Origin of the sequence: Paenibacillus hodogayensis, assembly GCF_039536325.1 — a bacterium.
Lineage (GTDB): Bacteria > Bacillota > Bacilli > Paenibacillales > NBRC-103111 > Paenibacillus_AB > Paenibacillus_AB hodogayensis.
The window spans coordinates 105542-130846 of the sequence record NZ_BAAAYO010000005.1 but is presented as its reverse complement, the minus strand read 5'-3'; the positions used below and the strand labels follow the sequence as shown (position 1 = coordinate 130846).

The following is a 25305-nucleotide window of genomic DNA, read 5'->3' as shown; positions in this document are numbered from 1 at the left end:
TTTCACTCCTTTGAGAGCCGGAACTCGCTTGGCAGCATTCCGGTCTGTTCGCGGAAAACCCGGCTGAAGTACTTTTCGTTCGGATAACCGCATTTTTCCGCTACCCAATAAACCGGATTGGACGTCTGCTTCAGCAGTACCCGGGCATTGGCGATTCTCGCATCCCGCATATAATCGTGAAACGGTTTACCGACAATGTCTTTAAAGCACTGACTGAAATAACTACGGCTCATAACCGCCTCTTTAGAAGCATCCGCAATCCGCAATTCTTCGCTCAAATGTCGGTTGATGAACGCCACGGCCTTTAATACGCTTTGGATCACCTCGGCGGAATACGATTTCATTAGTCTCAAGCGGATTTGTTTACGTACGCTCTGGAGCCACTCTTCCCAATCGCTCCAGTGCGCGAATGTCTGAATCCGGTTAAACGGGTCTAATGTTTTTTCAGGAACGAGTCGGGCCCATTCGGTCATCGCTTCATCAAACATGCTTTCCAGCTTGGATACAGAGAGCCTGACCAGCCGCATCTCCGCCAATAGTTCATGAAACATCTTATCGTTCATGACCCACAGAAGCGAAGACCAACGTACCCGAATCGCCAAGAGATCGTTCTCCGGGACGGACGAACGCTTATGGTTCGGCTTATCGACAGAGGCCCCATAAATGTCCCGTTCATTTTCATAATCGTAGAAGGGATTTCCATGCCGGTCTATGCGCACCCGTTCATGGCGAATACGCTCGGCTATGCGGCCAAGCACGTCTTCAGCCTGCTCTTTTTCCAACTCGAATTTGGCAATGTAGTCAATGGCGCCAATTCTTAGCGCTTCTTGAACGGATTCAAAATCTTGATGGAACGTCAGAACGACTATCCCAAGATGCGGGTATAAGCGCCTGACCCTGCGCATCAGTTCGATTCCGGGCATGACCGGCATCGCCAAATCGGTGATAAGCAAATCGACTTCGTGCTGCTGCAGAAATTCAAGCGCCTTCTCCCCATTATTCGCCTCCCCGACCACCGTCATTCCGAAGTCCGACCATGGCATTGTGACGATAAGCCCTTTACGCACCAACTTATCGTCATCCACAATAAGTATTTTCAGCATCTGCGGTCTTCTCCTGTAATGGAATGTATAACACCATTGAAGTCCCTTTACCCGGCTCACTGCATATTGCCAACCTCGCCTTGCCGTCATATTGCACGTTAATGATCCGGGAAACATATTGGATCCCGATTCCCATGCCAACTTTGCCCCGCTCCGTCAGCCCAGCGTCGAACAACTGCCGAATTTCCTCCTCCTGCATCCCAACTCCATTATCGTGCACTTCGATTATGATGCGCCTACTGCTGTCCGAAGCCACCTTCACTTCAATTCTGCCGTCATCACCGATTCCGTGGTATAACGCATTCTCGACCAGCGGCTGCAAAATAAACCGAGGGATCTCCACCTCCATAAGTTCATCATCCGTCTGAATATGTACATCAAATTGAAAATCATAGCGTGCTTGTTGCAGTGCCACATAATCCCTAAGCGCGTTAATTTCTTGCCGAATGGTTGCTGTCCCCTCCTTGCCCATATTATAATTGAGCAATTTGTTAAGGGTTGAGATCAGCCGGTCGATCTCGTCCTGGCCGTTCAAGCGCGCCAACCATCGGATCGTGTCAAGCGTATTGTGGAGGAAGTGAGGGTTGATCTGGAAGAGGAGCTTCTCCACCTCCAGTTGCGCTTTCATCTTCTCATTCCTCTCCTTCTCCACAAGAAGATCCCAAATACGCCCCCGCATGTGCTGAAATCGATCGAGCAGATAATCAAACTCGGCGATCCGCGGATATTTCAACGGGGAATGGAAATCGCTGTTTTCCAAAGAACGAATTTCCTTGTTAATACCCGAGAGCGGTCGGTATACCGTCCTCCACAGCACCCATGCCAGTATAAGCGCAACTGTAAGCGACAGGACAACGATAAAGGCATATTGTCCGAACCAAGCATTGATTTCGCGGTTATAGTCTGCTTTAGGAATAATAATAGCCATTTTCCAACCTTGTTCCGTAGTTTCCGTAAAGATATAGCTATTCTGGTTTTCGAGAAAAGGCTTATCCAAAGACGAAAATGTGGATCCTATGGAAAAATCGCGATCGTTTTCACTATATACGATGCGATTCTGGTCGTCGACCATGACGTGGGCGGCATTCATACCGGATGGGTCTCCACTCAGAATTCCGTCCGCCAGTTGAAGGTTTGTTTCCACATACACATGCAAATTGTCATATCCGGGAAGAAAGATGCGCCTATCGACGGAAAGCACAAGCGAATTGGATGATGGATCCATCGTTTTGTGGAGACCATTATAGCGAATCCCGCTAAAACTTGTCAGGATCGGCAGCTTGTCCGGATTAAACTCTGGCCTGATCTTCTTTTTCTTAAAAGCCGTTTGTTTATTATCGCTAAAATAATAATAAGTTAGTCCCAGATTCGGGTTCGTATAGGTAATTAAGTCGATATAGTTTTGAATGGCCAATTCCAGATTGTATTTATCGTAAACATCCATGTATGATTGATATTGTTCCAAATCTTTGCCAATTCCTTGTTCAAATGACAGCTGCATGGAGACATGATTTAAGCTGTTCAACTCGTTTTCGAGTGAAAATGTGGCCTTTTTCAAATTGTTTTGAATGCTGTTTTGAATTTTGTGTTCCAGAATCGAAACAAAGGAAAAGTAGGATATGCCGCCGATCAAAATAAGGGGAACAAGCGAGTTCAACAGCAGAACGACGATCACTCTGCTTCTCAACGTATAAAGCAAGCCAGATCGGTTGGGAAATGTCGGCATATTTGACTGCATCCACGATGCCGCCTCTCTTTTTTTTCCAAATTATATCACAAAGACATGTATGCCGTGCAATGGCGGACGTTCGATAAGAAACTGCTTAGAGCACCTACAGAACCTGATTAACAAGTTAAACTCTAAAAGCCAAAAATTCCAGCCCCGGGCAACGATGCCCGAAAGCTGGAATTTTTGGCGTCCGCAGCGGCGTGCGGCACAGGTTCTAGTCGAAGCGGTACGTCCAGAAGCGTTCGAAGCTCCAGCGACTGCGGAGCTGTTCGTCTTCCAGCGACAAAATGCCGGACATGTGCTGGAATTGCGAACGGTGAGCCTGGAGCGAAGCCAGCTTTACGCTGAGTACCTCGCTTACGTCGATCACGATGTCCGGCTTGCCGAGCGCCTCCTCGCAGCCTTTGGCGAATGCGATGCATCGTACCTCAGGGCGATCCTCCGGAGCCATGGCAGCCACCGCGTCGATAACGGCCGCCCCTGTGGCGTCGTGGTCCGGATGGACGCTGTAGCCCGGGTAGAAGGTCACGATCAGCGAAGGCTTGACATCGGCGATCGTTTCGGCGATTTTGCCAACCAGAACGCTGCGTTCCTCGAATTCGATCGTTTTATCGTGCAGGCCTCCGAGCCGCAGGTCTTCAATACCGATGCTCGCGCACGACTGCTCCAGCTCCTGCTTGCGGATGGTGGGCAGCGTGGAGCGGTTGGCAAACGGCGGAACCCCCATGTTGCGCCCCATTTCCCCGAGCGTCAGGCACAAGTAGGTGACCGGCGTCCCTTGCCGGATATGCAAAGCCAGCGATCCCGAGCTTCCCGTCTCGTCGTCGGGATGCGGAAGCACGACCAGAATATGGCGTTGTCGTTCCATTGCGTTTCCCCTCCCTGATGAAAGTGTGCCGATCTTATTTAAAATGGTTGGCGGCTCAGCTGCAAGCCGACGATCAGCTTGCCCTCGCTGTCGTATCCGGCGAGCACGAGCACATCGGCGGATTCCTCCGCCCAATGGGTCAGCCCCTCGGAATAGACCCAGCCGGTTTCGGTTTTCAACCCGACCCGGTACGGGCCGCTCCCCGCGATCGAACCTTGATGAAAGCGGACTTTACCGTTTTTCACAAACGTCGATGCGGTAAATTTGGTGCTATCCATATGAGCGGCATAAGCGCCTGTCGTCATTTCCATCTGCAAATACAACTCGATGTCCTTCCATTGGTCGAGCATGTGCTGGACCGCTTGCGAATCGATCGTCTTCATATGCGTCCCTCCTTGCTGGGTAAAGTCCGATTATATTTCTACCGCGAGCGAACCTCGAATATGGCGAATTTCAAGTAGTCCCCTTCGTCGACGCCAAGCAGATGCGGGTGATCTTTGCCCGCTCCCCGAAACTCGATCAGCCGGAGCGACTTGCGCGCATCGGCCGCCGCCTGGACGATCGCCTCCAGGAACAGATCCGGTCCGACATGGTACGAACAGCTGGCCGTCACGAGAAAGCCGCCTTCGTTCACCAGCTTCATGGCGTGCAGATTGATGTCCTTGTAGCCGCGCAGCGCTCCTTCCACGGCCCCCTTCGTCTTGGCGAAGGCAGGCGGGTCGAGAATGACGACGTCCCACGTCCGTCCCTCGGATGCGACCGGCTTGGACGTATCCACTTTGTCGCCCTGTCCCGCCGCCGACCTTACCCGGCGTTCCTCCAGTCCTTTCACTTGCTTGCGCAAATAGTCGAAGGCGTCGGCTACGACGAACTCGACCCGATCGGAAAAGCCGTTCCGCTCCACATTGCGCTTGGCCGTCTCGACGGCATGCTCGGAGATGTCCAGGCACGTCACTTTTTTCGCCCCGGCGCCGCAGGCGTTCAGCGTAAAGCTGCCGGTATGGGAGAAGCATTCCAGTACGGACGCCCCATCCCAATACGGGAACGTCACCGGCTTGCCGTTCGCATTTACCGGCACGAGCCGCTTGACTCCGTTCTCCCCGTCATCCTCCGCCAGCCGGATGCCGCTGCGCGCGCCCCAGCCGGTCATCAGCTTGGCGATGGAGGCGCGGTTTTCGCGCTGGTCGAAAAAGTAACCGGTCTTCTGCCCCTGCTCGATATCCACCTCGATACGCAGCCCGTTCTCGACGATCTCCACATAACGCGGGCAATCGCCGTACAGGGCGCCCTTCGTCTGCTCCAGCCCTTCCAGCTCGCGCACCGGCACGTCGCTGCGCTCGTATACGGCTTGCGGACTCAGCAGCTCGACGAGCGTATCCACAATGAGGCGCTTGCGCCGTTCCATGCCGAGCGAAAGCACTTGAACGACAAGCACATCGTCAAATTTGTCGACGACCAGACCGGGCAAGAAATCGGCCTCCCCGTAAACGAGCCGGTAACCGGTAGCTTCGCCGACAAACCGTTCCCGCAGTTGCATGCATTGGCGGATGCGAGCGGCGAAAAATTCGCGGTCCAGCTCTTCCAGCGGCGCGTAGGAAACGATTCTTACGGCGATTTGAGACTTCGGATTGTAATAGCCGTAGGCCAACGTTTGCCCCGTATGGCTGGTAACCTGCACGATATCGCCCGGCTCGCATTCGCCTTCCAGCTTGGCGATTTCATTGGCGTACACCCAAGGATGCCCCTGCTCCAGACGTTTCTTCCGTTTTCGTTCCAATATAACCGATGCCATAGTTTCCTCCAGCTTTCTCATATAGCCCCCGAACGAGGCTTCGAACATGCCGAGCAGCCCCGGCGCTTGTCGTGCTTGTCATGCTTGTCTATAGGCCCACATATGATGGAATAAAGGCTTGTCGCAGCGTGATTTCTTTCGGATAAAGGAGAAGCGCATGATTACCCATATCGTCTTGCCTATGCTTGTCGGGCTGGGCATTTTCCTGACCGGTATGAAGGTGATGGAGCTGGCGCTCCATCAGTGGGCCGGCTCATATCTGACCGGCCTCGTCGAACGATTCACGCGCACGCCGCTGCGCGGCATGGTGATCGGAACCGGCGTGACCGCCGTGCTGCAAAGCAGCAGCGCCATCACCGTCATTACGATCGGTCTGGTCAACGCCGGCATAATGACGTTTCCCAAAACGCTCGGCATCATTCTCGGCTCAAACATCGGCACCTGCCTGACGACCGAGCTGATCGGCCTCAATTTGACGAAGCTGGCTTTTCCGCTGCTGCTCGCGAGCGGCTCGGTATGGCTGGGCACGCTGCTCCCCTGGACGTTCGTCTCGCGCCGCCGGAGATTTCAGCGCGCGCTTCATCATACCCGGTCGCTGTCGCTTGCGGTGAGCGGCTTTGCTTCCATCCTGCTCGGCGTCGAGGTCATGCAGACGATCGTACCCGCCCTGCAATCACGCGGTTTATTCGGCTGGTTCGTCGAGCACGCGCAGCGCAGCATGATGTGGGGCGTCGTCGCGGGTGCCGCGTTGACGGCCATCGTCCACAGCAGCGCCGCCACCATTGCCATGACGATGGGCTTGGCCACCGTGGATGCGATCCCGGTCGAGCTGGGCATCGCCATCGTCCTCGGCGCCAACGTCGGCACGTGCGTCACCGCCCTGCTCGCGGCGATCGGCGGCTCCAAAAGCGGACAGCTCGTGGCCTGGTCGCATATCGCGCTCAATGTCGGCGGCGCGCTGCTGTTCATCCCGCTGCTGCCGCTGCTGCACGAGGCTTCGGCGCTGCTCGCAGCCGCTCCGTCCGGACAAATTGCCCATGCCCAGACGATCTTTAACGTCGTCAGCTCGCTGATCGCCTTGCCGTTTTGCTACTTGCCCTTTATCCGTCGGGCTGGCGGTCAGCGGTAGCGGCGGGCGAGGCGTACGCAGCGGCAGGAATGCAAACGCTCCGGCTGCCTTCCCGCTTGCGGCCGCCTGTCTCCGCTACCGTTTCGCGGCGTCAGTAACCGCCCGAAGCCGTTCCCGCGTTCGCGCCGCCGACGATCGCCACGCCGGAGCTTGTCCCGAGCCGGGTCGCCCCCGCGGCGATCATCGCCTGAGCCGTCGCCCAATCGCGCACCCCGCCGGACGCCTTCACTTCGACAGACGGGGATACGGCGGCGCGCATCAGCTTGACGTCCTCGACCGTCGCTCCGCCCGGCCCGAAGCCCGTCGACGTTTTGACAAAATGCGCTCCCGCCTCCTCGGCAAGCCGGCAAGCCGTCCGCTTCTGATCCTCGTTCAAATAACCGGTTTCCAAAATGACCTTGACGATCGCCCGGCCCTTTACCGCTTCCACGACCTTGCGGATATCTTCCCGCACGTAAGCTTCGTCTCCAGCTAGCAGAGCGCCTACGGCCAGCACCATATCGATATCGCTCGCCCCATGATCGGCTGCATGAGCCGCTTCGAGCGCCTTCGCTTCACTCAAGCTATTGCCGAGCGGGAAGCCGACGACCGCGCTGACGCGCACGCCGCTGCCGGCGAGCCGACGGATGCACAAGGGCACCCACGCGCTCCCCACGCACACGCTGTAAAAACCGTATTCGCGGGCTTCGTCGCATAACCGGCCGATTGCCTCTGGCGTAGCATCCGCTTTAAGCAGCGTATGGTCGATATACGCGGCCACCCTCCGCGAATCCGCAGACGCTTCCTTGTCCGCGTCCGTAACGATATGCAGAGCTTCCAGCGCCCGTTTCAGCACCGAATCGTTGTTATCATAGCCCGCCTGCTTCTGCCGTGCCCACGCCTCGTGAGGCTCAAGCCATTCGACGCCGTTGATTTCCTCCACCTGGGCCTTCAGCTCGCCGCCCGTGGCCTCGACCAGATAGTAGTGAACCTCTTTGTCCACATGGCCCAGCTTCGGATGCTCGTACCGATAATCGACCCGTTCCAGCACGGACACGATACGTCCGTCGATGCCGGTTTCCTCGCGGATTTCCCGCAGCGCCGTCTGCTCCACCGTCTCGCCGGGCTCCATCTTGCCTTTGGGCAGAGTGATTTTACCGTACCGGTCCATAATAAGCTGGATTTGCGTATGTCCTTCGTTCACCCGATAGACGACACCGCCCGCCGATATTTCCTTCATCGTACACCATGCCCCCTTCTAAGAGTAGTCCGTCCCGGAACGGGACCAATCGAGAAGAAGGATTCCGCTTTCCGATTGTACCGGATTACGAAATCCTCCCTTTCGCCGTTTTTTTGCCGCACCGCTCCGTCAGCCGTTGACCGCCGTCGGGGTCATGGCGGGAGCGACGACGCGAACGAATTCGCCTTTGCTTTCGTTAACTCCCGGCTCGGTCAGCTTGACTTGACATACTTGCCCGAGCAGCTGCTCGGAGCCCGGGAAGACTAGATTGATATAATTGTCCGAATAGCCGCTTAGCAGGCCGCTGTCCGGCGCACCCTTATACGTGCGTTCGGGAATGACCTCCAGCGTCCGTCCGGCGAATTTCTGCGCATAAGCCAGTTGCATCCGCTCCGACAAGTCGATCAGCTCATGCACGCGCTCGTTTTTGATCTCCTCGTCGATCTGATCCTCCATCCGGGCGGCCGGTGTGCCGGTACGCTTCGAATACGGGAAAACGTGCATCTCGGCAAACTGCATCTGCTCCATGAACTTGTAGCCGTTCCGGAACATCTCCTCCGTCTCGCCGGGGAAGCCGACGATGACGTCGGTCGTAATGGCCGCGCCCGGCAAAGCCGCGTGCAGCTTCTCGATCTTGCGGCCAAATTCGGCCGTGGTGTATTTGCGGCGCATCCGCGCCAGTACCGCATCGTCGCCCGCCTGCAGCGGCACGTGCAGATGACGGCACATTTTATCGGAGGCGTTCAGCACCTCGAGCACCTTGTCGGTAATCTGGCTCGCTTCGATCGAGCTGATGCGGATGCGCTGCAAGCCGTCGACCTTGTCCAGATCCCACAGAAGCTCGGCCAGGCCGTAGTCCTGCAGATCGTCTCCGTATCCGCCGGTATGAATGCCCGTCAGCACGATTTCCTTATAGCCCGCCTCGACCAGCATATGCGCCTGCTTGATTACGCTGTCCGGCTGACGGCTGCGCATCAAGCCCCGCGACCAAGGAATAATGCAGAAGGTGCAGAAGTTGTTGCACCCTTCCTGGATTTTCAGAAACGCTCTCGTCCGGTCGGCAAAATCGGGCACGTCCAGCTCCTCGAACTCGCGAGTCTTCATAATATTGCGCACCGCATTGATCGGCTGGCGCTGCTCGCGGTATTCGTTGACGAGCGGAATGATCTTGTCCCGGCTTTGCGTCCCGATGACCAGATCGACGCCGGGAATCGCCATAATCTCCGCCGGAGACGTCTGGGCGTAACAACCGGTTACGGCGACGATCGCGTCGGGATTGCGGCGGATGGCGCGGCGGATGATTTGCCGGCTCTTCTTGTCCCCGGTGTTCGTCACGGTGCATGTATTGATGACGTACACGTCGGCCGTCTGTTCGAAGTCGACCTGTTCGTAGCCTTCGTTTTTGAACAGCTGCCAGATCGCTTCCGTATCGTAAAAATTCACTTTGCAGCCCAGCGTATGAAACGCGACTGTAGACATTCGAATCAGCCTCCCATCTCTCCTGCTTCGTACAGCAGACACGTCAATCCGACAACCCCGGCCGTCTCCGTACGCATAATGCGAGCCCCGAGCCGGACCGGCACGCAGCCGGCGGCTTCGGCCTCCTCGGCTTCCCGCTCGGAAAACCCGCCCTCGGGTCCGACGATGAGCAGAATGTTCATGCCGTCCGCGCCGCCATGGGAAGCGATGGCTCGCTGCACCGCTTCCTTGAGCATCGAGCCTTGTTCCTTCTCGTAGCAAAACAAAGCCGCATCGGCCTCGCGGACCGACTGCAGCAGCTCCTTCCACGACCGCGGCGCGTCCACGGCCGGAACCCGGTTGCGGTGCGCCTGCTCCGCCGCTTCCTTGGCAATTTTGCCCCAGCGCTCCAGCCGTTTCGCTTCTTTCTTGGCGTCGTACTGCACGACCGTGCGTTCGGAAAGGAAAGGGACAAATCGGACGGCGCCGACTTCCGTCCCTTTCTGAATAATCGTCTCCATCTTGTCGCCCTTCGGTAAGCTCTGGGCGATCGTTACGCGTATGGCCGGCTCGGCGTTCATCGGCAGCCATTCGGCCACCTTGGCCGTCACCCGGCCTTTGCCTAGCTCGGCAATGACGGCGAGCGCCTCGCGGCTCGTCCCGTCGCTGACTATCATCGAATCGCCGACGCGCGCCCGCATGACGGTCGCGATGTGATGGGCGTCATCCCCGGTCACGATCGCTTCGCCATCGGTCAGCTGCGCGGGCGGTACAAAGTATCGTTGCATGTCTTACTCCTTCTAGCGTAAACGTGTCGTCCTCCATCATACAACGTTTCCCCGCGGATTTCTACTGTTTGCGAATAGGACCGCAAGGCCGCCTCCGCTATATGAAGATGGAGATGAAGCGGCTCATCGCATAGATTAGGTCCCCGCCCAGCTGGAACAAAGGCTGAATGGTCACGCGGGAAAGCGGCGGAATGAAGACGATCAATAAAAAGACAAAAATGCCCCATTGTTCATTTTGCGCCATTTTCATCCGGATATGCAGCGGCGCCAAATCTTCGATAATCCGGTAGCCGTCCAGCGGCGGGAGCGGAATCAGGTTAAAAATGAACAAAACCACATTCAGCTCGATCAACCGCCGCAAAAACAAGTCGATCGCCTTGACGACTCCCGCCGAGGCTCCGTCGAGCACGCCCGTGGAAGAAAAAATATGGTAAAGCACCAGCCCGATAAACGCCAGCAGCAAATTGCTGAGCGGCCCGACGGCCGACACGATAATACCCATCAGCCGCGGGTTTTTGAAATTGCCGCGATTGACCGGCACCGGCTTCGCCCAGCCGAACCCAGCGATCAGGATCAGAATCGTCCCGAGCACGTCCAGATGCACGCGCGGATTCAGCGTCACCCGTCCGAGATTTTTGGCGGTCGGATCGCCGAATTTGTAAGCGGAGTAAGCATGGGCGAACTCGTGCACCGTGAAAGCGAGCACGAGCACGATCAGAATAAACGGTAGCTCCTCCAGCGGATAACGCAGAAAGCTGTTCAAGCCTTCCATCCGGTTCCCTCCTTATCGCTTCTTCGCTACGATCGCAACCCAGTCCTGATCGCGTTCGATGCGCTCGATGTCGAAGCCTGCTTGCCGCAATCCTTGCGCGACGGCCTCTTCCTTGTTTTTGTAAATACCGGATGTAATGTAGACCCCTCCGCTCTCCAGTACGTCATACACGTCCTGAACGAACAGCAGGATCACTTCCGCCAAAATATTGGCGACAACGAGCTTTACCGGCAGCCGTATTCCGATGTCCGCCGCCTTCTCCGCGCCCTCGCCGTCTTCGCCGCGCGCCAGTCCGGCTCCCCGCAGCACGCCCAGCAGATCGCTTTCCATCACGGCGACGCGGTCTCCGACTCCGTTCAGCTGCACGTTCTCGGTCGCGCTAATAACCGCGACGGGATCCAGATCGAGCGCCAGCACGCGAGCGGCGCCCAGCTTGGCGGCCGCAATCGCCAGCACGCCGGAGCCGGTGCCCACATCGATCAACTCCATACCGGGCTCCACTTCCCGCTCCAGCGTCCGCAGGCAGAGAGACGTCGTCGGATGCGTTCCCGTGCCGAACGCCATGCCCGGGTCCAGCTCGATAATCATCTCGTCCGCACTCTCGGGCTCGTAGCTCTCCCAAGTCGGCTTGATCGTCAGCCGGTCGGAGACGCGCATCGGCTTGTAGTATTGCTTCCACGAATGCGCCCAGTCCTCTTCGTCGACTTCGCGTACCGATATGGTCGCTTTGCCCACATCGTAGTCCAACTCGTCTCTCACGAACCGGACATGCTCCTCCAGTTGGCGGACAAGCGCCTCGACGTCTTCCGGATCGGCAAAATAAGCCTGCACGATCGCTTCCCCTTCGGGAATATCGTTCAACGGCGTATCGTACAATTGACCGAACGACGTATCCCGCTGCTTCGCCAGCGTCCCCGACTCCTCGATCGTCACGCCGCCTGCGCCCATCTCATGAAAGCCGCTGGCGATCAGTTCGGTAATTTCCTCGCGCGTATGTATCGTAATTTCGTGCCAACGCATGATGCCCGTTCCCCCTATTTGCTAATAAGACGGCTTCCGCCTCTGCTTGTTTAGCCTCAATCTGTTCCATTGTACACTATCCCGGGCGCGGGAGTAAAACGGTCCGCCCGCAAGAAGCGGCCGTCCGCTACACCGGTGCGGCGCCTCCGGAGCGGGCGAGAGCCCGGCATTGCGGTAACCGAAAGCCGGGTCTGTCCGGAGCTTGGCCGCAAAGCTGGCTCTCCGCTTTTCCCCTCTGGTACAATAGACGAAGATACTGCCGATTCCGGGAAGGGAGTGCAACACCACCAATGGCACGTAACCGCCGATTGACGACCGAGCAGGATTTGCAGGAAGCGATGGATCAGGAAATCACGATACGGGTGTTCAGGGACGATCATATGATCGATTCGGGAGGGGTCATTATTCGTTTCGACGACGACATTGTCGTCATCCAGTCGGGGGTAAGCGAGCTCGCCTACCATTCGCGGCAGCTCTGCGAGTTTTTTGAGATGAGGAAGCCGTAAGCATGGAGCGACCGGCGGCCCGTTCGCGCAGCGAAGAAGGGGCGGCCGCTTATCCGCTGCCTGAGGGGGCGTGACTCCAAGGGGGGGCCGTCAGTCAGCCCTCCCTCTTCATTTGTGCAAAACCGGCCTTTGCCGACACTCCGAGAGACGGTTTACAGGATCGGCGAAAGCAGGCGCGCGCACGACTCCAGAAAACGTTTGAACAGCGGGCGCTTCCGGTATACTTCTTCTGTCAGCAGCTTGCTGTTATGCTGATCCTCGGTAAAAATACTTTGCAGCTTGGCAGCCGTCCCCGTATCGTACAGAACGGCGTTCACCTCGAAATTCAGCTTGAAGCTGCGCAAATCGATGTTCGCGGTCCCGACCGAAGCAATCCGGCCGTCCACGACGATCGTCTTGGCGTGCAGGAAGCCTTTGTCGTACAAATAGCATTTCACGCCGACCGTCAGCAACTCCCCCAGGTAGGAGGTAGACGCCCAATACACAAGCGGGTGATCCGGCTTGCCCGGCAGCATAATACGGACGTCGACGCCGGATAACGCGGCCATTTTCAAGGCGGTCATCAAGCTTTCGTCGGGCACGAAGTACGGAGTTTGAATCCAGACGCTTTGCTTGGCAGCGTGAATCATTTTAATATACGCCTTCTTGATCTGCTCCTTGTCGTTGTTCGGCCCGCTCGCCACGATCTGTACGCCGACCTTGCCGGGATGGGATGCCTCCGGAAAATACGGGGCCAAATCCCCGATCTTGTTGTCCGATGACAAGTTCCAGTCGAGCACGAACTGCGTCTGCATCTGGAACACCGCCCCGCCCCGCACCTTCAGATGCGTGTCCCGCCAATCCCCGAACCTCTTGTCCAGACCAAGGTATTCGTCGCCGACGTTCAAGCCCCCGATATAGCCGATGGAACCGTCGATAATCGCCAGCTTGCGGTGATTGCGGTAGTTGAGCCGGAAGTTCAAATACGGAATTTTCGATGGGAAAAACGCGGCCGATCGGCCTCCCGCCTCCGTCAGCAGACGGAAATACCGCTTGGAGAGCCCGGAGCTGCCGACAGGGTCGTACAAAAAGCGCACCTGTACGCCTTCTCGTGCTTTCTTTGCCAGCGCTCCAATCAAAGTCCGGCCGAGGCCGTCGTCCTTGACGATGTAATACATGAGATGAATGTGATGCTTCGCCTCGCCGATCGCCGCGAGCAACGAAGCGAACTTGCCGTTGCCTTCGGTAAAAATCTCGATATCGTTATCCTGCGTATACAGCGAACGGGCGCTGGCCAGGTTCATATAGATCATATCCTGGTAATGGATCATCGTCGGATCGTGAAAATGAATCTGACGGATGTCCTGCTTTTGCCGATCCGTCAAATGCTGAATAAATTCGCGCTGCTCTTCCTTGATTTTGTAAATTTTGCGCCGGCTCAGATTTTGCCCGAGGAACAAATATAGAATAAACCCGACACCCGGCAAAAAAAACAGCACCATCAGCCATGCCCAGGTTGCTCCGACGTTGCGTCTTTCCAAAAAAATAACCGTTGCGGCCAGAAGCAAATTGAACAAGGAGAGCAGCGAATACAAATTTTGCGTAGTAATCATGTCAGCGCAACTCCTCAACCGGTTGAACGCGGCCCATCCGCTTTGCTTTCCGCCGCTGTCTGACCGGTATAATGGGATTCATCCCGGCCGGAAGGCTCAATCGTTGCCCGGGGGATTAAAACGAAGCTGCAGCAAGCCGTAAATGTGCACGATGACGATTTTGGCCACCGCATAGACGGGAACCGCCACCAGCATACCGAGCGGACCGACCAGACTGCCTACGACTAGCAGCAACAGCAGAATCGTCAAAGGATGGATTTCCAACTGCTTGCCCATGATTTGCGGCGAAATCAGGTTGCCTTCGATCTGTTGGGCGATAATCGATACGATAATGACTTTCACGACCATGAACGGGGAATCGACCATGGCGACCAATATAGCCGGTACCGCAGCGAGGAAGGCCCCCACATAAGGAATAACGTTGGTGATCATGGCGGCCAGCGCCAGAAGGAAGGCGTAGTCGACGCCGATGATCAGATAGCCGAGCAAGCAGAGCACGCCGACGATAAAGGCGACGATAATTTGCCCGCGTATGTATAAGCTGACCGTCTCGTCCATTTTGTCCAAAATGTCGCGGATGCTTTTCTTGCGTCCTTTGGGCAGCAGCTTCAGCAGCCCTTCGCGGATTTTATCCCCGTCCCTGAGCAAGTAGAACAAGATGAACGGCACCGTAACGGCGAGAAAAAAGACGTTGGCGACAAAGCCGATCACCGACTTGAAGTTGGCGCTGAGCAGATTGAAGCCGAGAACGAGATAGTCCGATACTTTCTCGGACATTTTATTGAAATCGACGTTAAAGCTGTCGGTGAACCGGGCGAACCATTCGCTTTCCACCAACTCCTGGCTTTTGACGACGACGGTGTGGATCAGCACGGGCAAACTGTTGATCAGCTCCGTGAACTGCCGCTTGAGCACTGGCGCGACGAAGATGACGATCAGCGTCACGACGAGGGCGAAGCCCAAATAGACGATCAGGATGGCCGGCGATTTCGGGATACGCTTGCTAACGAGCAGGTTGACGAGCGGTCGGAGCAAATAAAACAAAATTCCCGAAAGCAGGAGCGGCGAGAACAACGTCTGGACGAGCACCTGAAGCGGGTAAAAAATAAAGTTGATTTTTACCCCTACCCAAATGATCAGGAAGACCAGCAAAATTCCGTAGCCGATCCGGAAAAATTTCGTTTGAGGCATCATATCGCACCAACCATCTTTCGAAAGTAGCGTGGCCGTTCCTTAACGGTTTCATTATAGCAAATTAACCTTCGCAGCGACAGGGCGGCGGGACGTCTGTCCAACGCCCGGCCTCCGTTATACAATATGTAGCCGGGAACGGAAAAATGGCGGAAACCGGGGTTTCCGCCATTGATGTTTTTAGGCAACCACTTTTTGTTCGGAGACGACCTTCGGCTTCAGCTTGCCGATCGTCAGACTGATCGGAAGCGCCACAAGGGCAATGAACGTAGCGATCAGGAATACGTCGTTGACGCTCATCGTGAAGGACAGCAGCTGGATTTGCATCTTATCGGTCACGCCGCTTTTGACGATATCCGTCGCATGTCCGGTCGAGTACGACGCCAGCAACGAAGTAAAGATGGCGATCGAGAACGAGCCGAATACGTTACGCGTCCAGTTCGACATCGAGGAAGCGTGGCCCGCCAGATGAGCCGGAATGCGCTCCATGCCGGCGTTGCTCCCCGGCATCATCACCATCGCGATGCCCATGTTGCGCACGATCATCCATACGAGAATGTACGCGTGAGAGACGCTGACGCTAAGCCAGCTCAAAGCCAGCGTACCGATACCCAGCAGCAGAATGCCCGTGGTGAGCAGCCAGCGCGGACCAACCTTTTCGTAAATCTTCGCGACGATCGGCATCATCAGCGCCATGACCAGCGAAGCCGGCAGCAGGATCAGGCCGGTTTCCATCGGCGTGACGTGCTGGATGTTTTGCAAAAATACCGGAATGAGCAGCATGCCGGAGTACAGACTGATCGTCAGAATGCTGATAACGATCAACGTCAGCGTGTAGCGGCCGTTGGCCAGCACGCGCAAATCGAGCAGAGGCGTCTCGGCCGTCAGCTCGCGCCAGATGAACAGCAGCAGGAACACCGTGCCGATGATAAAGAGCGAGATGATTTTAACCGAGCCCCAGCCCCAGGCATGGCCCTGACCCAAAGCGACGAGCAGCGAGGCGCTGCCGATCGTAACCGTCACGAAGCCGGCCAGGTCGAACGATTTCGGCACGTTCAACCGGTAATACGGAATAAATCGGTATACGAAGAAGAGCGAGATCAGACCGACCGGTATGTTGATCCAGAACAGCCATTGCCAGCTCCAGCTTTCCAGCAGCCAACCGGCGAACGTCGGGCCGATCGCAGGCGCCAGCATAGCCGATACGCCCCATAGGCCGATCGCCATCGCCTGCTTCTCGCGCGGGATCACCTGATAAATAATCGTCATGGTCGCGGGGACGATCAAGCCGCTGAACGCGCCCTGCATAATGCGGAATACGACAAGCGAACCCGGGCTCCAGGCAAATGCGCATAAGAAGGAAGCCAAGGTAAAACCGAGCAATGCGAACAAATACAAACGCTTGTAGCTGAAGCGCTCGCCCAAATAGCCGGTAATCGGCGCGATCGTGCCCATCGCCAGCATGAAGCCGGTCAGCGTCCACTGAATCGTGCCTAAACTTGTTTCAAAATGCTGCTGCAACATCGGCAATGCGATGTTGATCGTGCTTGTCGCCAATGTCGATATAAACGAACCGAAAAAGATGGCGATCATGACCGGCCAAAACCGGGCGTTCTGCAAATGCTTCTGTTCACTCATCCTGTTTTCTCCCACTCCGCTTCCACAATCGATCTGCGCGATCGACCTATATATATTGAATAAGGGATTATCATACTCCCATTCCCGGAGGCTGTCAACAGTCCTGTACACTTCAGGTCTGGCACGTTTATTTGGAAGGCTTGCCGCTCACAGCCGCTGCCGGAATCGGCGCCGCGGAGCGGAATTGCGCCATGTATACGACTGTCGCGACGATGATCAGTCCCCCGAGTAAAACAAGGATATTGCTGTAAAGCAGCCCCTCCGCCGGCGCAAACGGGTTAAGCCGGAATGAAGCGTTGCCAGCGTCCATCGCTTTGCCGATCAAAGTGGTAGCGGTCGCTCCGGCGATGAAGTTGAGCATCGCGTACAACCCCATGCCGACGCCCGTCTGCTCCTTCGCAAGCGTACGCGAGATCGTGTTGGACATCGCGATCTGAATAAACGACTGCCCGACCGTGCCGAAGATCATCAAGCAAGCGACCCAAACCGGCGACAACCCCACGACCGAGGACATCGCGATAAAGCTGAACAAAATCGAGACGGCCGCGATCGCGAACAAGTAGCGGTTGCCCTTCTCGTCGGCCAACCTGCCTCCCCTTTTGCCCAGCAGCGCCGCACAGATCGCCGAAGGGAACAGAACAAAGCCCACGGACAGAGGCGTCAGATGATTCAAGGCGGCCAAAAACTGCGGTGCCATGAACGGAATGCCGAAGTTAAGCCCGGTGAGCACGAAGGCGATGCCCAGCCCAAGCGCGTAAGCTTTGTTACGGAAAAGCGACGGCTGGACGAACGGCTCGGCGGCAGTCCGGATGCGCAGCAGGAACAGCGCGAGCAGCAGAGCGCCAAGAACGCATAAGAGCCAGCTGCCCTGCGTAATCGCCAGCAGCAGGGAGGCCACCGTGCCGGCCAGAGTCAGACCGCCGATATAATCGATGCTTTTGGCGGCGCCCGTCTCGTCGTCCAAATATTTGCGGAAGAAAGGCAGCACGAACAGAGCCAAGATCGACAAAGCGAACAAATAACGCCAACTCACCAAGCCGGATACGATCCCGGATACGATCGGTCCGAGCGCGGCTCCGAGCGACAGGCCGACGGCCGTCATCCCGAGCGCTCTACCCCGCTTCTCCGGGGAAAAGTAACGGACCGGCACAATCATCGCCGTAGCCGGGATGACGGAGGCTCCAGCGGCCTGAAACAGTCTTCCCGCGATAACCATCCAAAACTCCGTGGCGGCCAAGCCGATAATCGATCCAAGGGCGAAGGCCAGCAGCCCGTAAGTGAGCAAATCTTTCAGCCGGTATTTGTCGGCCAGCTTCCCGAACGTGACTGAGCCGATGGCGTAAACGATCATATAACCGGTAAGCATCCAGCTGACCTGGGATGCCGTGAGGCCGAACTCCGCCCGGATGACGGGCAAAGCGACGTTGAACATCGAGGCGTTCATGACGGAAATAATCAAGGTGAAGACGAGCACGCGCAGCAGCATATTCGCTCGCTGCTCGCGCCCGGCAGGCGTCAGTTCCATGGGTATACCTCGCTTCGCGGTTAGAATGTATGCCCCATATTATATACTTTCCATATCATTAAGTATAGTTAATTTTCGTTAATATGATGGCTTTGTTTCCCCTGCATCGAAACAAAAAGTCCGCATTTTTTGCGGACTCGGATTTTGATTCAGATTATTATTTATTTACGCATAAATGATATTTCTTAAGAACGATTGGTACTCGTGTTTGTCACACTTAAACTGCACATGTAGCGTATTGCCGTTCTCAACTATTGAAATCACCAGTACAGATGAGTCTTTCTTTTTCAGCGCTCCAATACCTGCTCCGATTATTGAGCCCGCCCCGCCTGTGAGAAGACCACCAATGATTGCACCGTTTATTATTTTACCCGTGCTTACGGAGCCGTTTTCCAACCAATTGTAATCTGCCATCTCGCACTTGTATCCATCAATAAAACAAGTATTAGGCTCGGAGCCTTTTCGAATTGGAACTTGGGACATAGTTGTTGATTTTGGGTAACCGCCCAGTAGTGTAAGTTTTATTACGCCAGCCATAATTCCCCACCATCCTAAATTTTCCATCGAACTGGATTATACTATAATAGAGTAATTATTGCTCGATAAAATTCGTTTTCTTGACCAAACTCTTTACAATCCGCTTTCCTTGGACTACTGATCTGCTTAGATAGAAGATCAAAAAAGCAAAAAAAAGCAGACCGTCCCCGTCAAGCAGGTCCAGTCTGCCTTCCTCATATAGCTGCCGGGCGCATCACGCAAGCGTCAAGGAAACGCCGCGGCTCTCAAGCTGCTCCGCCATCTCGCCGCCGAGCCGGCGGTCGGTCACAATCTCATGGACCTCGTCCAGCGCCGCGACGTGCGTAAACGCCTGTACGCCGAACTTGCTTGCATCGGCCAGCAAAATGACGCGATCGGCCATGCCGATCATCTTTTGCTTCAGCCGGGCCTGCAGCTCGTGGGATTCGCTGATTCCCCGTTCCAGATGTACGCCCTTGCAAGAAAGGAACGTCTTGTTCACATGGTAAGCGTCCAACGACCGCTCCGCCAGCGGACCGATGTAAGAGAGCGAGCGGGAGGCGAGAAGGCCGCCGGTGGAGATGACCTCGATCTTCTCCTTGCCGGCCAGTTCCATCGCCACCTTGATCGAATTGGTCAGCACAGTCAGCGGAATGTCCGGCAGTTGGGCGGCCATATACCAAGCGGTAGAGCTGGCGTCGAGCAAAATTCGCTCGTTTGGGGCAATCCGCTTGACCGCTTCCCTGGCGATTCGCCGCTTCTCCTCTGCGTAAGTGACTTCCCGCTCCGCGTAAGGGGTCTCCGACTGCTGATCCTTCACGCTGACCGCGCCGCCGTGGGATCGGCGAAGCCGCCCCCCTTGCTCCAGCCGGTCGAGGTCGCGGCGGATCGTTTCCTCGGTCACCTCGCACAATTCGCTCAGCTCGGAAACCCGGATGCTGCCCCTTTCGTTGACCAACTGCACAATTTTCTCATACCGTTCCGCGACAAGCATACGTTCCCTCTTTCTGATCATAGTAGCCGTCTTCCGCCCGGACCGTTTACGACAAGCCGGTCAACCGCCAGAAGCGGCCGTACGCGTCCTCCCAGGCTTCCCGCTCCTGCGGCTCGTACACCGTCACCGGGAACGATTCGCGGATGACCGAACGCGCTTCCCGGATATCGCGGAAGTCGCCGCGGGCAATCCACTGGACGGCCAGGTTGCCGATCGCGCTGCCTTCCGCGGGTCCCGCCCATACCGGCTTGCCGATCGCGTCGGCCGACCATTGGCACAGCAGCGCATTCTGGATGCCTCCGCCGACCATATGCAGGCCGCCGAAGCGGTTGCCGGACAGACGCTCGATCGATTCCAGCACATAGCGGTATTTTAACGCCAAACTTTCCAAAATACAACGGACCGCCTCGCCGCGCCCTTCGGGCGGACGCTGGCCGGTTTCGCGGCAGTAGTCGGCGATACGCCCAAGCATCGGCCCCGGCGCCATAAACCGCGCGTCGTCGGGATCGATCCAGGCGGCGAAGGCCGGCGCCCGCTCGGCCAGCGCGATCAGCTCCGGATACGGGCAGGACTGGCCTTCCCGCTCCCATTGCCGCTTCGTTTCCTGCAAAATCCACAGGCCCATGATGTTTTTCAACAGCCGGAACGTCCCGCAAACGCCGCCCTCATTCGTAAAGTTCTGCCCAAGCGCCTGCTCGTTCATGACCGGCCGGTCCACCTCGGTACCCATCAGCGACCATGTGCCGCAGCTCAAATAAGCGAACGGGTGCTCCGCCGCCGGCACGGCCGCCACCGCGGAGCCGGTATCGTGCTCGGCGACAGCGATAACCGGAACGGAGGCGATACCAAGCTCGGAGACGACCGACGGCAGCAGCTGCCCGACGGCCGTGCCGGGCTGAACAACCGGCCCGAACAGGGAGCCGGATACGCCGATTCGCTCCAGCAGCTCCGGGTCCCACTGGCAGGTCAGCGGATTGAACAGTTGGGTCGTCGTAGCGTTGGAAAATTCGTTGTGCCGCTCCCCGGTGAGAAAATACCGCAGCAAGTCCGGAATCATCAGCAGCCGCTTGGCTTCGCGCAGCAGCGGACTGCCTGCCCGCTTCATCGCTGCCAGCTGGTAAATCGTATTGAACGGCATAAACTGAATGCCGGTACGGGCAAAAATATCGCGCCGCGGCATATCCGCGAACACCTGCTCCATCATTCCGTCGGTATGAGCGTCTCGATAATGGTACGGATTGCCGAGCAGCTCCCCGTTGCCGTCCAGCAAGCCGAAATCGACCGCCCACGAATCGATGCCCAAGCTCTGCACGGCGATGCCGCGATGCTTCGCGGCAAGCAGCGCCTGCTTCATCTCGTGAAGAAGGCGCAAAATGTCCCAATGCAGCCTGGAGCCGACCTGCACGGGCTCGTTCGGAAAGCGGTGAAGCTCCTCCGTCACGATACCGCGGTCGGTCAGCCGGCCGAGCAGCGCTCTGCCGCTGCCCGCGCCAAGATCATATGCGAGAATGCTCGCCACCTGGCATCCCCCTCGCTTCCCGAGTTACACACCGCGCTTCAGCAGCACGTCGCGTTCGTAGCTCTTCACTTCCGCCAGCCAATCCTCGCGTACCGGCACGCCCGATTTGGCGCAGTAGTAGTCCCATACTGCCCCGAACGGATACGTCTTGAATTCCTCCGTCAAAGCGAGCCGAGTCGTGTAGTCGCCCGCAAGCTCCGCCTGCCGCAGCGCCTCTACTGGTACGAGCATGGCGCGCAGTAGCGCCTTGAGCGTGTTGCGGGTGCCGATAACCCAGGCGGCGACCCGGTTGATGCTCGCGTCGAAGAAATCGAGCCCGATATGCGTCTTGCCGAGCAGATCCCCTTGCACCAGTTCCTTGCTGATTTCCAGCAGCTCGTCGTCTAGCGTGACGACATGATCGCTGTCCCATCTCATCGGGCGGCTGACGTGCAGCAGAATGCCTTCCACGAACAGCGACAACGCCGACAGCTTGTTGGAGATCACCTCGGTCGGGTGGAAATGGCCGGCGTCGAGGCAGATCAGCTTGTTGTTCTGCAAGCCGTAGCCCATGTAAAATTCGTGCGAGCCGACGACATACGCCTCGGAGCCGAGACCGAACAGCTTGCTCTCCACGGCGTCCAGGTTATGGGCCGGGTTCAGCTCTTCCGCGAACACTTCGTCGAGGGCGCTCTTCAGTCTCCGGCGCGGAGCGAGCCGGTCGACCGGGACGTCCTTGAACCCGTCGGGAATCCATATGTTCGTTACGCATGTCTGGCCCAACTGTTCGCCGAAGTAAGCGCCGATGCTGCGCGACGCTTTGCAGTGATCGATCCAGAATTGGCGGATGGCCGGGTCCGAATGGCTGAGCGTAAAGCCGTCGCTCGACTTCTCGTGCGAGAAGCAGGTCGGATTGAAATCGAGCCCGAGCCCTTGCACTTTGGCCCACTCGACCCATTTCTCGTAATGCTTCGGCTCGATCCGGTCCAGCTCGACCTTCTCTTCCGTATCGGCATAGATGGCGTGCAGATTCACCTTATGCTTGCCGGGGATGAGCGAGAACGCCTTCTCCAGATCGGAGCGCAGCTCCTCCGGCGTCCGGGCTGCGCCTGGGTAATTGCCGGTGACGGAAATGCCGCCGGTCAAATCTTGGTCGCGGTTCAAAAACCCGCGCACATCATCGCCTTGCCAACAGTGCATGGATATTTTGATGGCCGCCAGCTGCTCCAGCACCCGATCGACGTCGATTCCGTGGGCGGCATACAGCTTCTTGGCTTCCTCATAGCTATTTTCGATAACGGATGGCATAATTGCGGCTCCCTTCGGACAAACCTTGATTTGATCGTACCTGGAATGACCCGTTCAGGCAATCGGGTAAGCGACGACGGACATGAGCGCGTTCGCCGCCTGGGTCGCATCCAGCCTACTGTACTGGACGACGACGGGAATATCGCTTTGCACCTCGATGGCGTACGGAACGCCGACCGGAATGCGCGCCCCGTCCCTCTCAAGCGAGCTGGTGCGGACATGGCTCGTGCGTCTGGCCGGAACGGTGACCAGGATATTTTCCAACGGCTCCCGGTCCTCGAAAAAAATCGTAAACGTCAGCTGCGCGTCCTCGGACGAGCGGTTCAGCACGCACACCGATTCGTGACTCGTCAGCTCGCCGCTGCTTTTCTCCGGAATGTAGCCGTCCGGAATGAACCAATGATTTGCTCCTGCACCTTTGTGCATAGTCCCACCTCGTTTTATTTATCGAGTAAATGCCGCCGGAACGCCGCCGTCGATCGTCAGCATGCAGCCGGTCGTTTTGTCCGACTTGGATGAAGCGAAGAAGGCGATGCCTTCGGCGATATCCTTCGGATAAATGTTGACGAGCAGCGTCGTCCGCTTGCGGTAATATTCTTCCAATTGGTCCGGCTCGATGCCGTACGCCGCCGCGCGCTCGTTGCGCCATCCCGAATTCCAGATCGCCGACCCTTGCAGAATCGCGTCCGGCAAAATCGTGTTGACGCGGATGCCGAACTCGCCACCCTCGGCCGCGATGCAGCGGGCCAGATGGGCTTCCAGCGCCTTGGCCGCGCTGTAGGCGGAGGCGTTCTTGCCGGCGTAGATCGAGTTTTTGGAGCCGATGAACACCATGTTGCCGCCGATTCCTTGCGCCTTCATCAGCTTGAACGCTTCGCGGGCGACGAGGAAATAGCCGGTGCCGAGCACATTGATGTTCAAATTCCATTCCTTCAGCGACGTTTCGTCGAACGGGCTGGAGGTAGCGAGACCGGCGTTGTTCACGATAATATCCACGCCGCCGTAAGCCAGCGCCGTCTCGGCGTAAGCGGCCCCGATGTCGGCCTCGCTCGTGACGTCCATCTTGACCGCAATCGCCCGGTTGGCGCCGTACTTCTCGTTAATGTCGGCGGCAACCTTCTGCGCGCCTTCCAGATTCAGGTCGGCCAGCACGAGGTGCGCGCCCTCGGAGGCGAGCCTGCGCGCCGTCTCGCTGCCGATGCCTCCGGCACCGCCCGTAATGAACGCCACCTTGCGCGAGAACTCGGCCTCCGGCGGCGCCAGCGTCAGCTTGTAAAGCTCGAGTGGCCAATATTCCACGTTGTACGATTCGTTCTCGGTCAGCGACACGAACGAGCCGAGCGCCGTAGCCCCTCTCATCACCGCAATGGCCCGGTGGTACAACGCTCCGCTCACCTGCGACATCGCCCAGCTTTTGCCGGTGTTGATCATGCCGACGCCCGGGATGAGGATGACCCGCGGAGCGGCCTCGAACATGACGTCGCCTTCGTTGCGGTTGCGCTCGAAATACGCCCGGTATTGCTCCTTGTAGGCGGCGACGCCTTCCTTCAATTGAAGCTTCAGTCCTTCGATATCGTCCGCGTCGGGCGTCCAGTCGATGAACAGCGGCACGACCTTCGTATGCACGAGATGGTCCGGACAGGCGGCGCCGATCTGCGACAGCTCCGCCGCATCGCGGCCGCCGACGAATTGCAGCACGTCGTCCCCGTCGTCGAACGACAGCAGCATCTTCTTCGCGTCGCTGACCGCGCCGCGCACGGTCGGCATTACCCGGGCGGCGATGTCGCGCCGGGTCTCCGCCGGAAGCGCTTCGTGTTTGACGCCTCCGAACAGCTTCGCCGCATCGACGCGCGCCTCGATGTACGCCTCCGCTTCGCTGATGATCGCGATCGTCTTGGCGTAGCACGCTTCGCTTGTCTCGCCCCATGTGACCAAGCCGTGCTTCTCCATCAGCACGAGCTCCGCCTGTGGGTTGGCGAGCACGCCCTCGGCGATCATTTTGGACAGAGTGAAGCCCGGTCTGACGTACGGCACCCAGACGAACCGGTCGCCGAATATTTCGCGAGCAACCGCTTTCCCGTTATCCGCGCAGCACAGGCTGATGATCGCGTCCGGGTGGGTATGATCGACATGTTTGAACGGCAAAAAGGCGTGCAGCAGCGTCTCGATCGAAGCGCGCGGATGCTTGGCGTCGATCATGCAGTGGGCCAAATAGCCGACCATCTCCTCGTCGCTCATCTCTCCGCGCTCGAACAGCGGGCGAATATCGTCCATCCGCAAGCCGGTGAAATTGCCCGCCTTCATTGTTGCCAGATCGGAACCGCTGCCCTTCACGTACATCACTTCCGTCTCGCGGCCGCGGAAGTCCTTGACGGTCACCTTACTCGACGTGTTGCCGCCGCCCCAGTTGCACACCCGCCGATCGGTGCCGACCAGGTTCGAGCGATACACGAGCTCGTCGAGTCCTCCCTGCAGCTGCGCCGCCTTCGTGCCATCCCACAAGCTTTGTACCATAATAGGGTGTCTCCTCCGCTTTTCGTTAGTAATTAATTCTTTGTTTATGTTTGTTTTCAATATATCATGTTTGTTTGTTTTTGAATATACCGATTTTAAACAAAATCAAAACAAAAAAACCCTTCCTGAACGGAAAGGGTCGAAT

The 25305-nt window shown here is 57.2% G+C and carries 22 protein-coding genes; 2 read left to right on the top strand and 20 right to left on the bottom strand.

The window, feature by feature from the left end; genetic code table 11:
- Positions 1–2 precede the first annotated feature (2 nt).
- The 5 genes from ABD796_RS10050 to ABD796_RS10030 all read right to left on the bottom strand — a co-directional run bounded on the left by ABD796_RS10050 (position 3) and on the right by ABD796_RS10030 (position 5492).
- Positions 3–1103: a response regulator transcription factor gene (locus ABD796_RS10050; protein WP_344906767.1), complete on the bottom strand. Its 1101-nt coding sequence runs from the start codon at positions 1101–1103 to the stop codon at positions 3–5.
- On the bottom strand, positions 1078–2841 hold the full coding sequence (locus ABD796_RS10045) for a sensor histidine kinase (RefSeq protein ID WP_344906764.1): 1764 nt from the start codon (positions 2839–2841) through the stop codon (positions 1078–1080). The genes ABD796_RS10050 and ABD796_RS10045 overlap by 26 nt, the downstream gene beginning before the upstream one ends.
- Positions 2842–3046: 205 nt before the next feature.
- Positions 3047–3700 (bottom strand): bacillithiol biosynthesis deacetylase BshB2, encoded by a 654-nt coding sequence (bshB2, locus tag ABD796_RS10040; protein ID WP_344906761.1) that lies wholly within the window; start codon positions 3698–3700, stop codon positions 3047–3049.
- A 38-nt stretch (positions 3701–3738) separates the two neighbouring features.
- Entirely contained in the window at positions 3739–4083 is a 345-nt protein-coding gene (locus tag ABD796_RS10035) for a DUF1806 family protein (protein ID WP_344906758.1), read from the bottom strand.
- 38 nt (positions 4084–4121) lie between these two features.
- Complete coding sequence (locus ABD796_RS10030) at positions 4122–5492, bottom strand: class I SAM-dependent rRNA methyltransferase (protein WP_344907427.1); 1371 nt, start codon at positions 5490–5492, stop codon at positions 4122–4124.
- Positions 5493–5649: 157 nt separating this feature from the next.
- Between ABD796_RS10030 and ABD796_RS10025 the strand changes: the two genes are divergently transcribed.
- Complete coding sequence (locus ABD796_RS10025; protein WP_344906755.1) at positions 5650–6621, top strand: Na/Pi cotransporter family protein; 972 nt, start codon at positions 5650–5652, stop codon at positions 6619–6621.
- Positions 6622–6712: 91 nt separating this feature from the next.
- Here the strand turns inward: ABD796_RS10025 and deoC are convergent, their stop codons facing one another.
- The 5 genes from deoC to prmA all read right to left on the bottom strand — a co-directional run bounded on the left by deoC (position 6713) and on the right by prmA (position 11878).
- The gene (gene deoC / locus ABD796_RS10020; protein WP_344906752.1) at positions 6713–7840 is read right to left on the bottom strand and encodes a deoxyribose-phosphate aldolase; all 1128 of its coding nucleotides are present in this window, start codon (positions 7838–7840) and stop codon (positions 6713–6715) included.
- Between the two features lie 129 nt (positions 7841–7969).
- Complete coding sequence (gene mtaB, locus ABD796_RS10015; protein ID WP_344906749.1) at positions 7970–9319, bottom strand: tRNA (N(6)-L-threonylcarbamoyladenosine(37)-C(2))-methylthiotransferase MtaB; 1350 nt, start codon at positions 9317–9319, stop codon at positions 7970–7972.
- 5 nt (positions 9320–9324) lie between these two features.
- On the bottom strand, positions 9325–10086 hold the full coding sequence (locus ABD796_RS10010; RefSeq protein ID WP_344906746.1) for a 16S rRNA (uracil(1498)-N(3))-methyltransferase: 762 nt from the start codon (positions 10084–10086) through the stop codon (positions 9325–9327).
- Positions 10087–10183: 97 nt separating this feature from the next.
- On the bottom strand, positions 10184–10858 hold the full coding sequence (locus ABD796_RS10005; protein ID WP_344906743.1) for a site-2 protease family protein: 675 nt from the start codon (positions 10856–10858) through the stop codon (positions 10184–10186).
- 12 nt (positions 10859–10870) lie between these two features.
- Positions 10871–11878, bottom strand: a complete 1008-nt coding sequence (prmA, locus tag ABD796_RS10000) for a 50S ribosomal protein L11 methyltransferase (RefSeq protein ID WP_344906740.1) — start codon at positions 11876–11878, stop codon at positions 10871–10873.
- Positions 11879–12168: 290 nt separating this feature from the next.
- On the opposite strand from prmA, the gene ABD796_RS09995 reads away from it, so the two are divergent.
- Positions 12169–12384, top strand: a complete 216-nt coding sequence (locus ABD796_RS09995; RefSeq protein ID WP_344906737.1) for a hypothetical protein — start codon at positions 12169–12171, stop codon at positions 12382–12384.
- Between the two features lie 152 nt (positions 12385–12536).
- Here the strand turns inward: ABD796_RS09995 and cls are convergent, their stop codons facing one another.
- The 10 genes from cls to ABD796_RS09945 all read right to left on the bottom strand — a co-directional run bounded on the left by cls (position 12537) and on the right by ABD796_RS09945 (position 25160).
- Positions 12537–13976 (bottom strand): cardiolipin synthase, encoded by a 1440-nt coding sequence (gene cls, locus ABD796_RS09990; protein ID WP_344906734.1) that lies wholly within the window; start codon positions 13974–13976, stop codon positions 12537–12539.
- Positions 13977–14072: 96 nt separating this feature from the next.
- Positions 14073–15170: an AI-2E family transporter gene (locus ABD796_RS09985; RefSeq protein ID WP_344906731.1), complete on the bottom strand. Its 1098-nt coding sequence runs from the start codon at positions 15168–15170 to the stop codon at positions 14073–14075.
- Between the two features lie 177 nt (positions 15171–15347).
- A complete protein-coding gene (locus ABD796_RS09980; protein WP_344906728.1) occupies positions 15348–16805 on the bottom strand; it encodes a DHA2 family efflux MFS transporter permease subunit in 1458 nt (485 codons plus the stop codon).
- A 127-nt stretch (positions 16806–16932) separates the two neighbouring features.
- Positions 16933–18330 carry an MFS transporter gene (locus tag ABD796_RS09975; RefSeq protein WP_344906725.1) on the bottom strand — a complete coding sequence of 466 codons (1398 nt, stop codon included), beginning with the start codon at positions 18328–18330 and terminating at the stop codon, positions 16933–16935.
- A gap of 165 nt (positions 18331–18495) precedes the next feature.
- The gene (locus tag ABD796_RS09970) at positions 18496–18867 is read right to left on the bottom strand and encodes an immunoglobulin domain-containing protein (protein WP_344906722.1); all 372 of its coding nucleotides are present in this window, start codon (positions 18865–18867) and stop codon (positions 18496–18498) included.
- Positions 18868–19081: 214 nt separating this feature from the next.
- Positions 19082–19840 (bottom strand): DeoR/GlpR family DNA-binding transcription regulator, encoded by a 759-nt coding sequence (locus ABD796_RS09965; protein ID WP_344907424.1) that lies wholly within the window; start codon positions 19838–19840, stop codon positions 19082–19084.
- 46 nt (positions 19841–19886) lie between these two features.
- Positions 19887–21359 carry a rhamnulokinase gene (locus ABD796_RS09960; protein WP_344906719.1) on the bottom strand — a complete coding sequence of 491 codons (1473 nt, stop codon included), beginning with the start codon at positions 21357–21359 and terminating at the stop codon, positions 19887–19889.
- A gap of 24 nt (positions 21360–21383) precedes the next feature.
- The gene (gene rhaA / locus ABD796_RS09955) at positions 21384–22646 is read right to left on the bottom strand and encodes an L-rhamnose isomerase (protein WP_344906717.1); all 1263 of its coding nucleotides are present in this window, start codon (positions 22644–22646) and stop codon (positions 21384–21386) included.
- 54 nt (positions 22647–22700) lie between these two features.
- Positions 22701–23072 (bottom strand): sensory rhodopsin transducer, encoded by a 372-nt coding sequence (locus ABD796_RS09950; protein ID WP_344906715.1) that lies wholly within the window; start codon positions 23070–23072, stop codon positions 22701–22703.
- An 18-nt stretch (positions 23073–23090) separates the two neighbouring features.
- On the bottom strand, positions 23091–25160 hold the full coding sequence (locus ABD796_RS09945) for a bifunctional aldolase/short-chain dehydrogenase (RefSeq protein WP_344906712.1): 2070 nt from the start codon (positions 25158–25160) through the stop codon (positions 23091–23093).
- Positions 25161–25305: the final 145 nt, after the last annotated feature.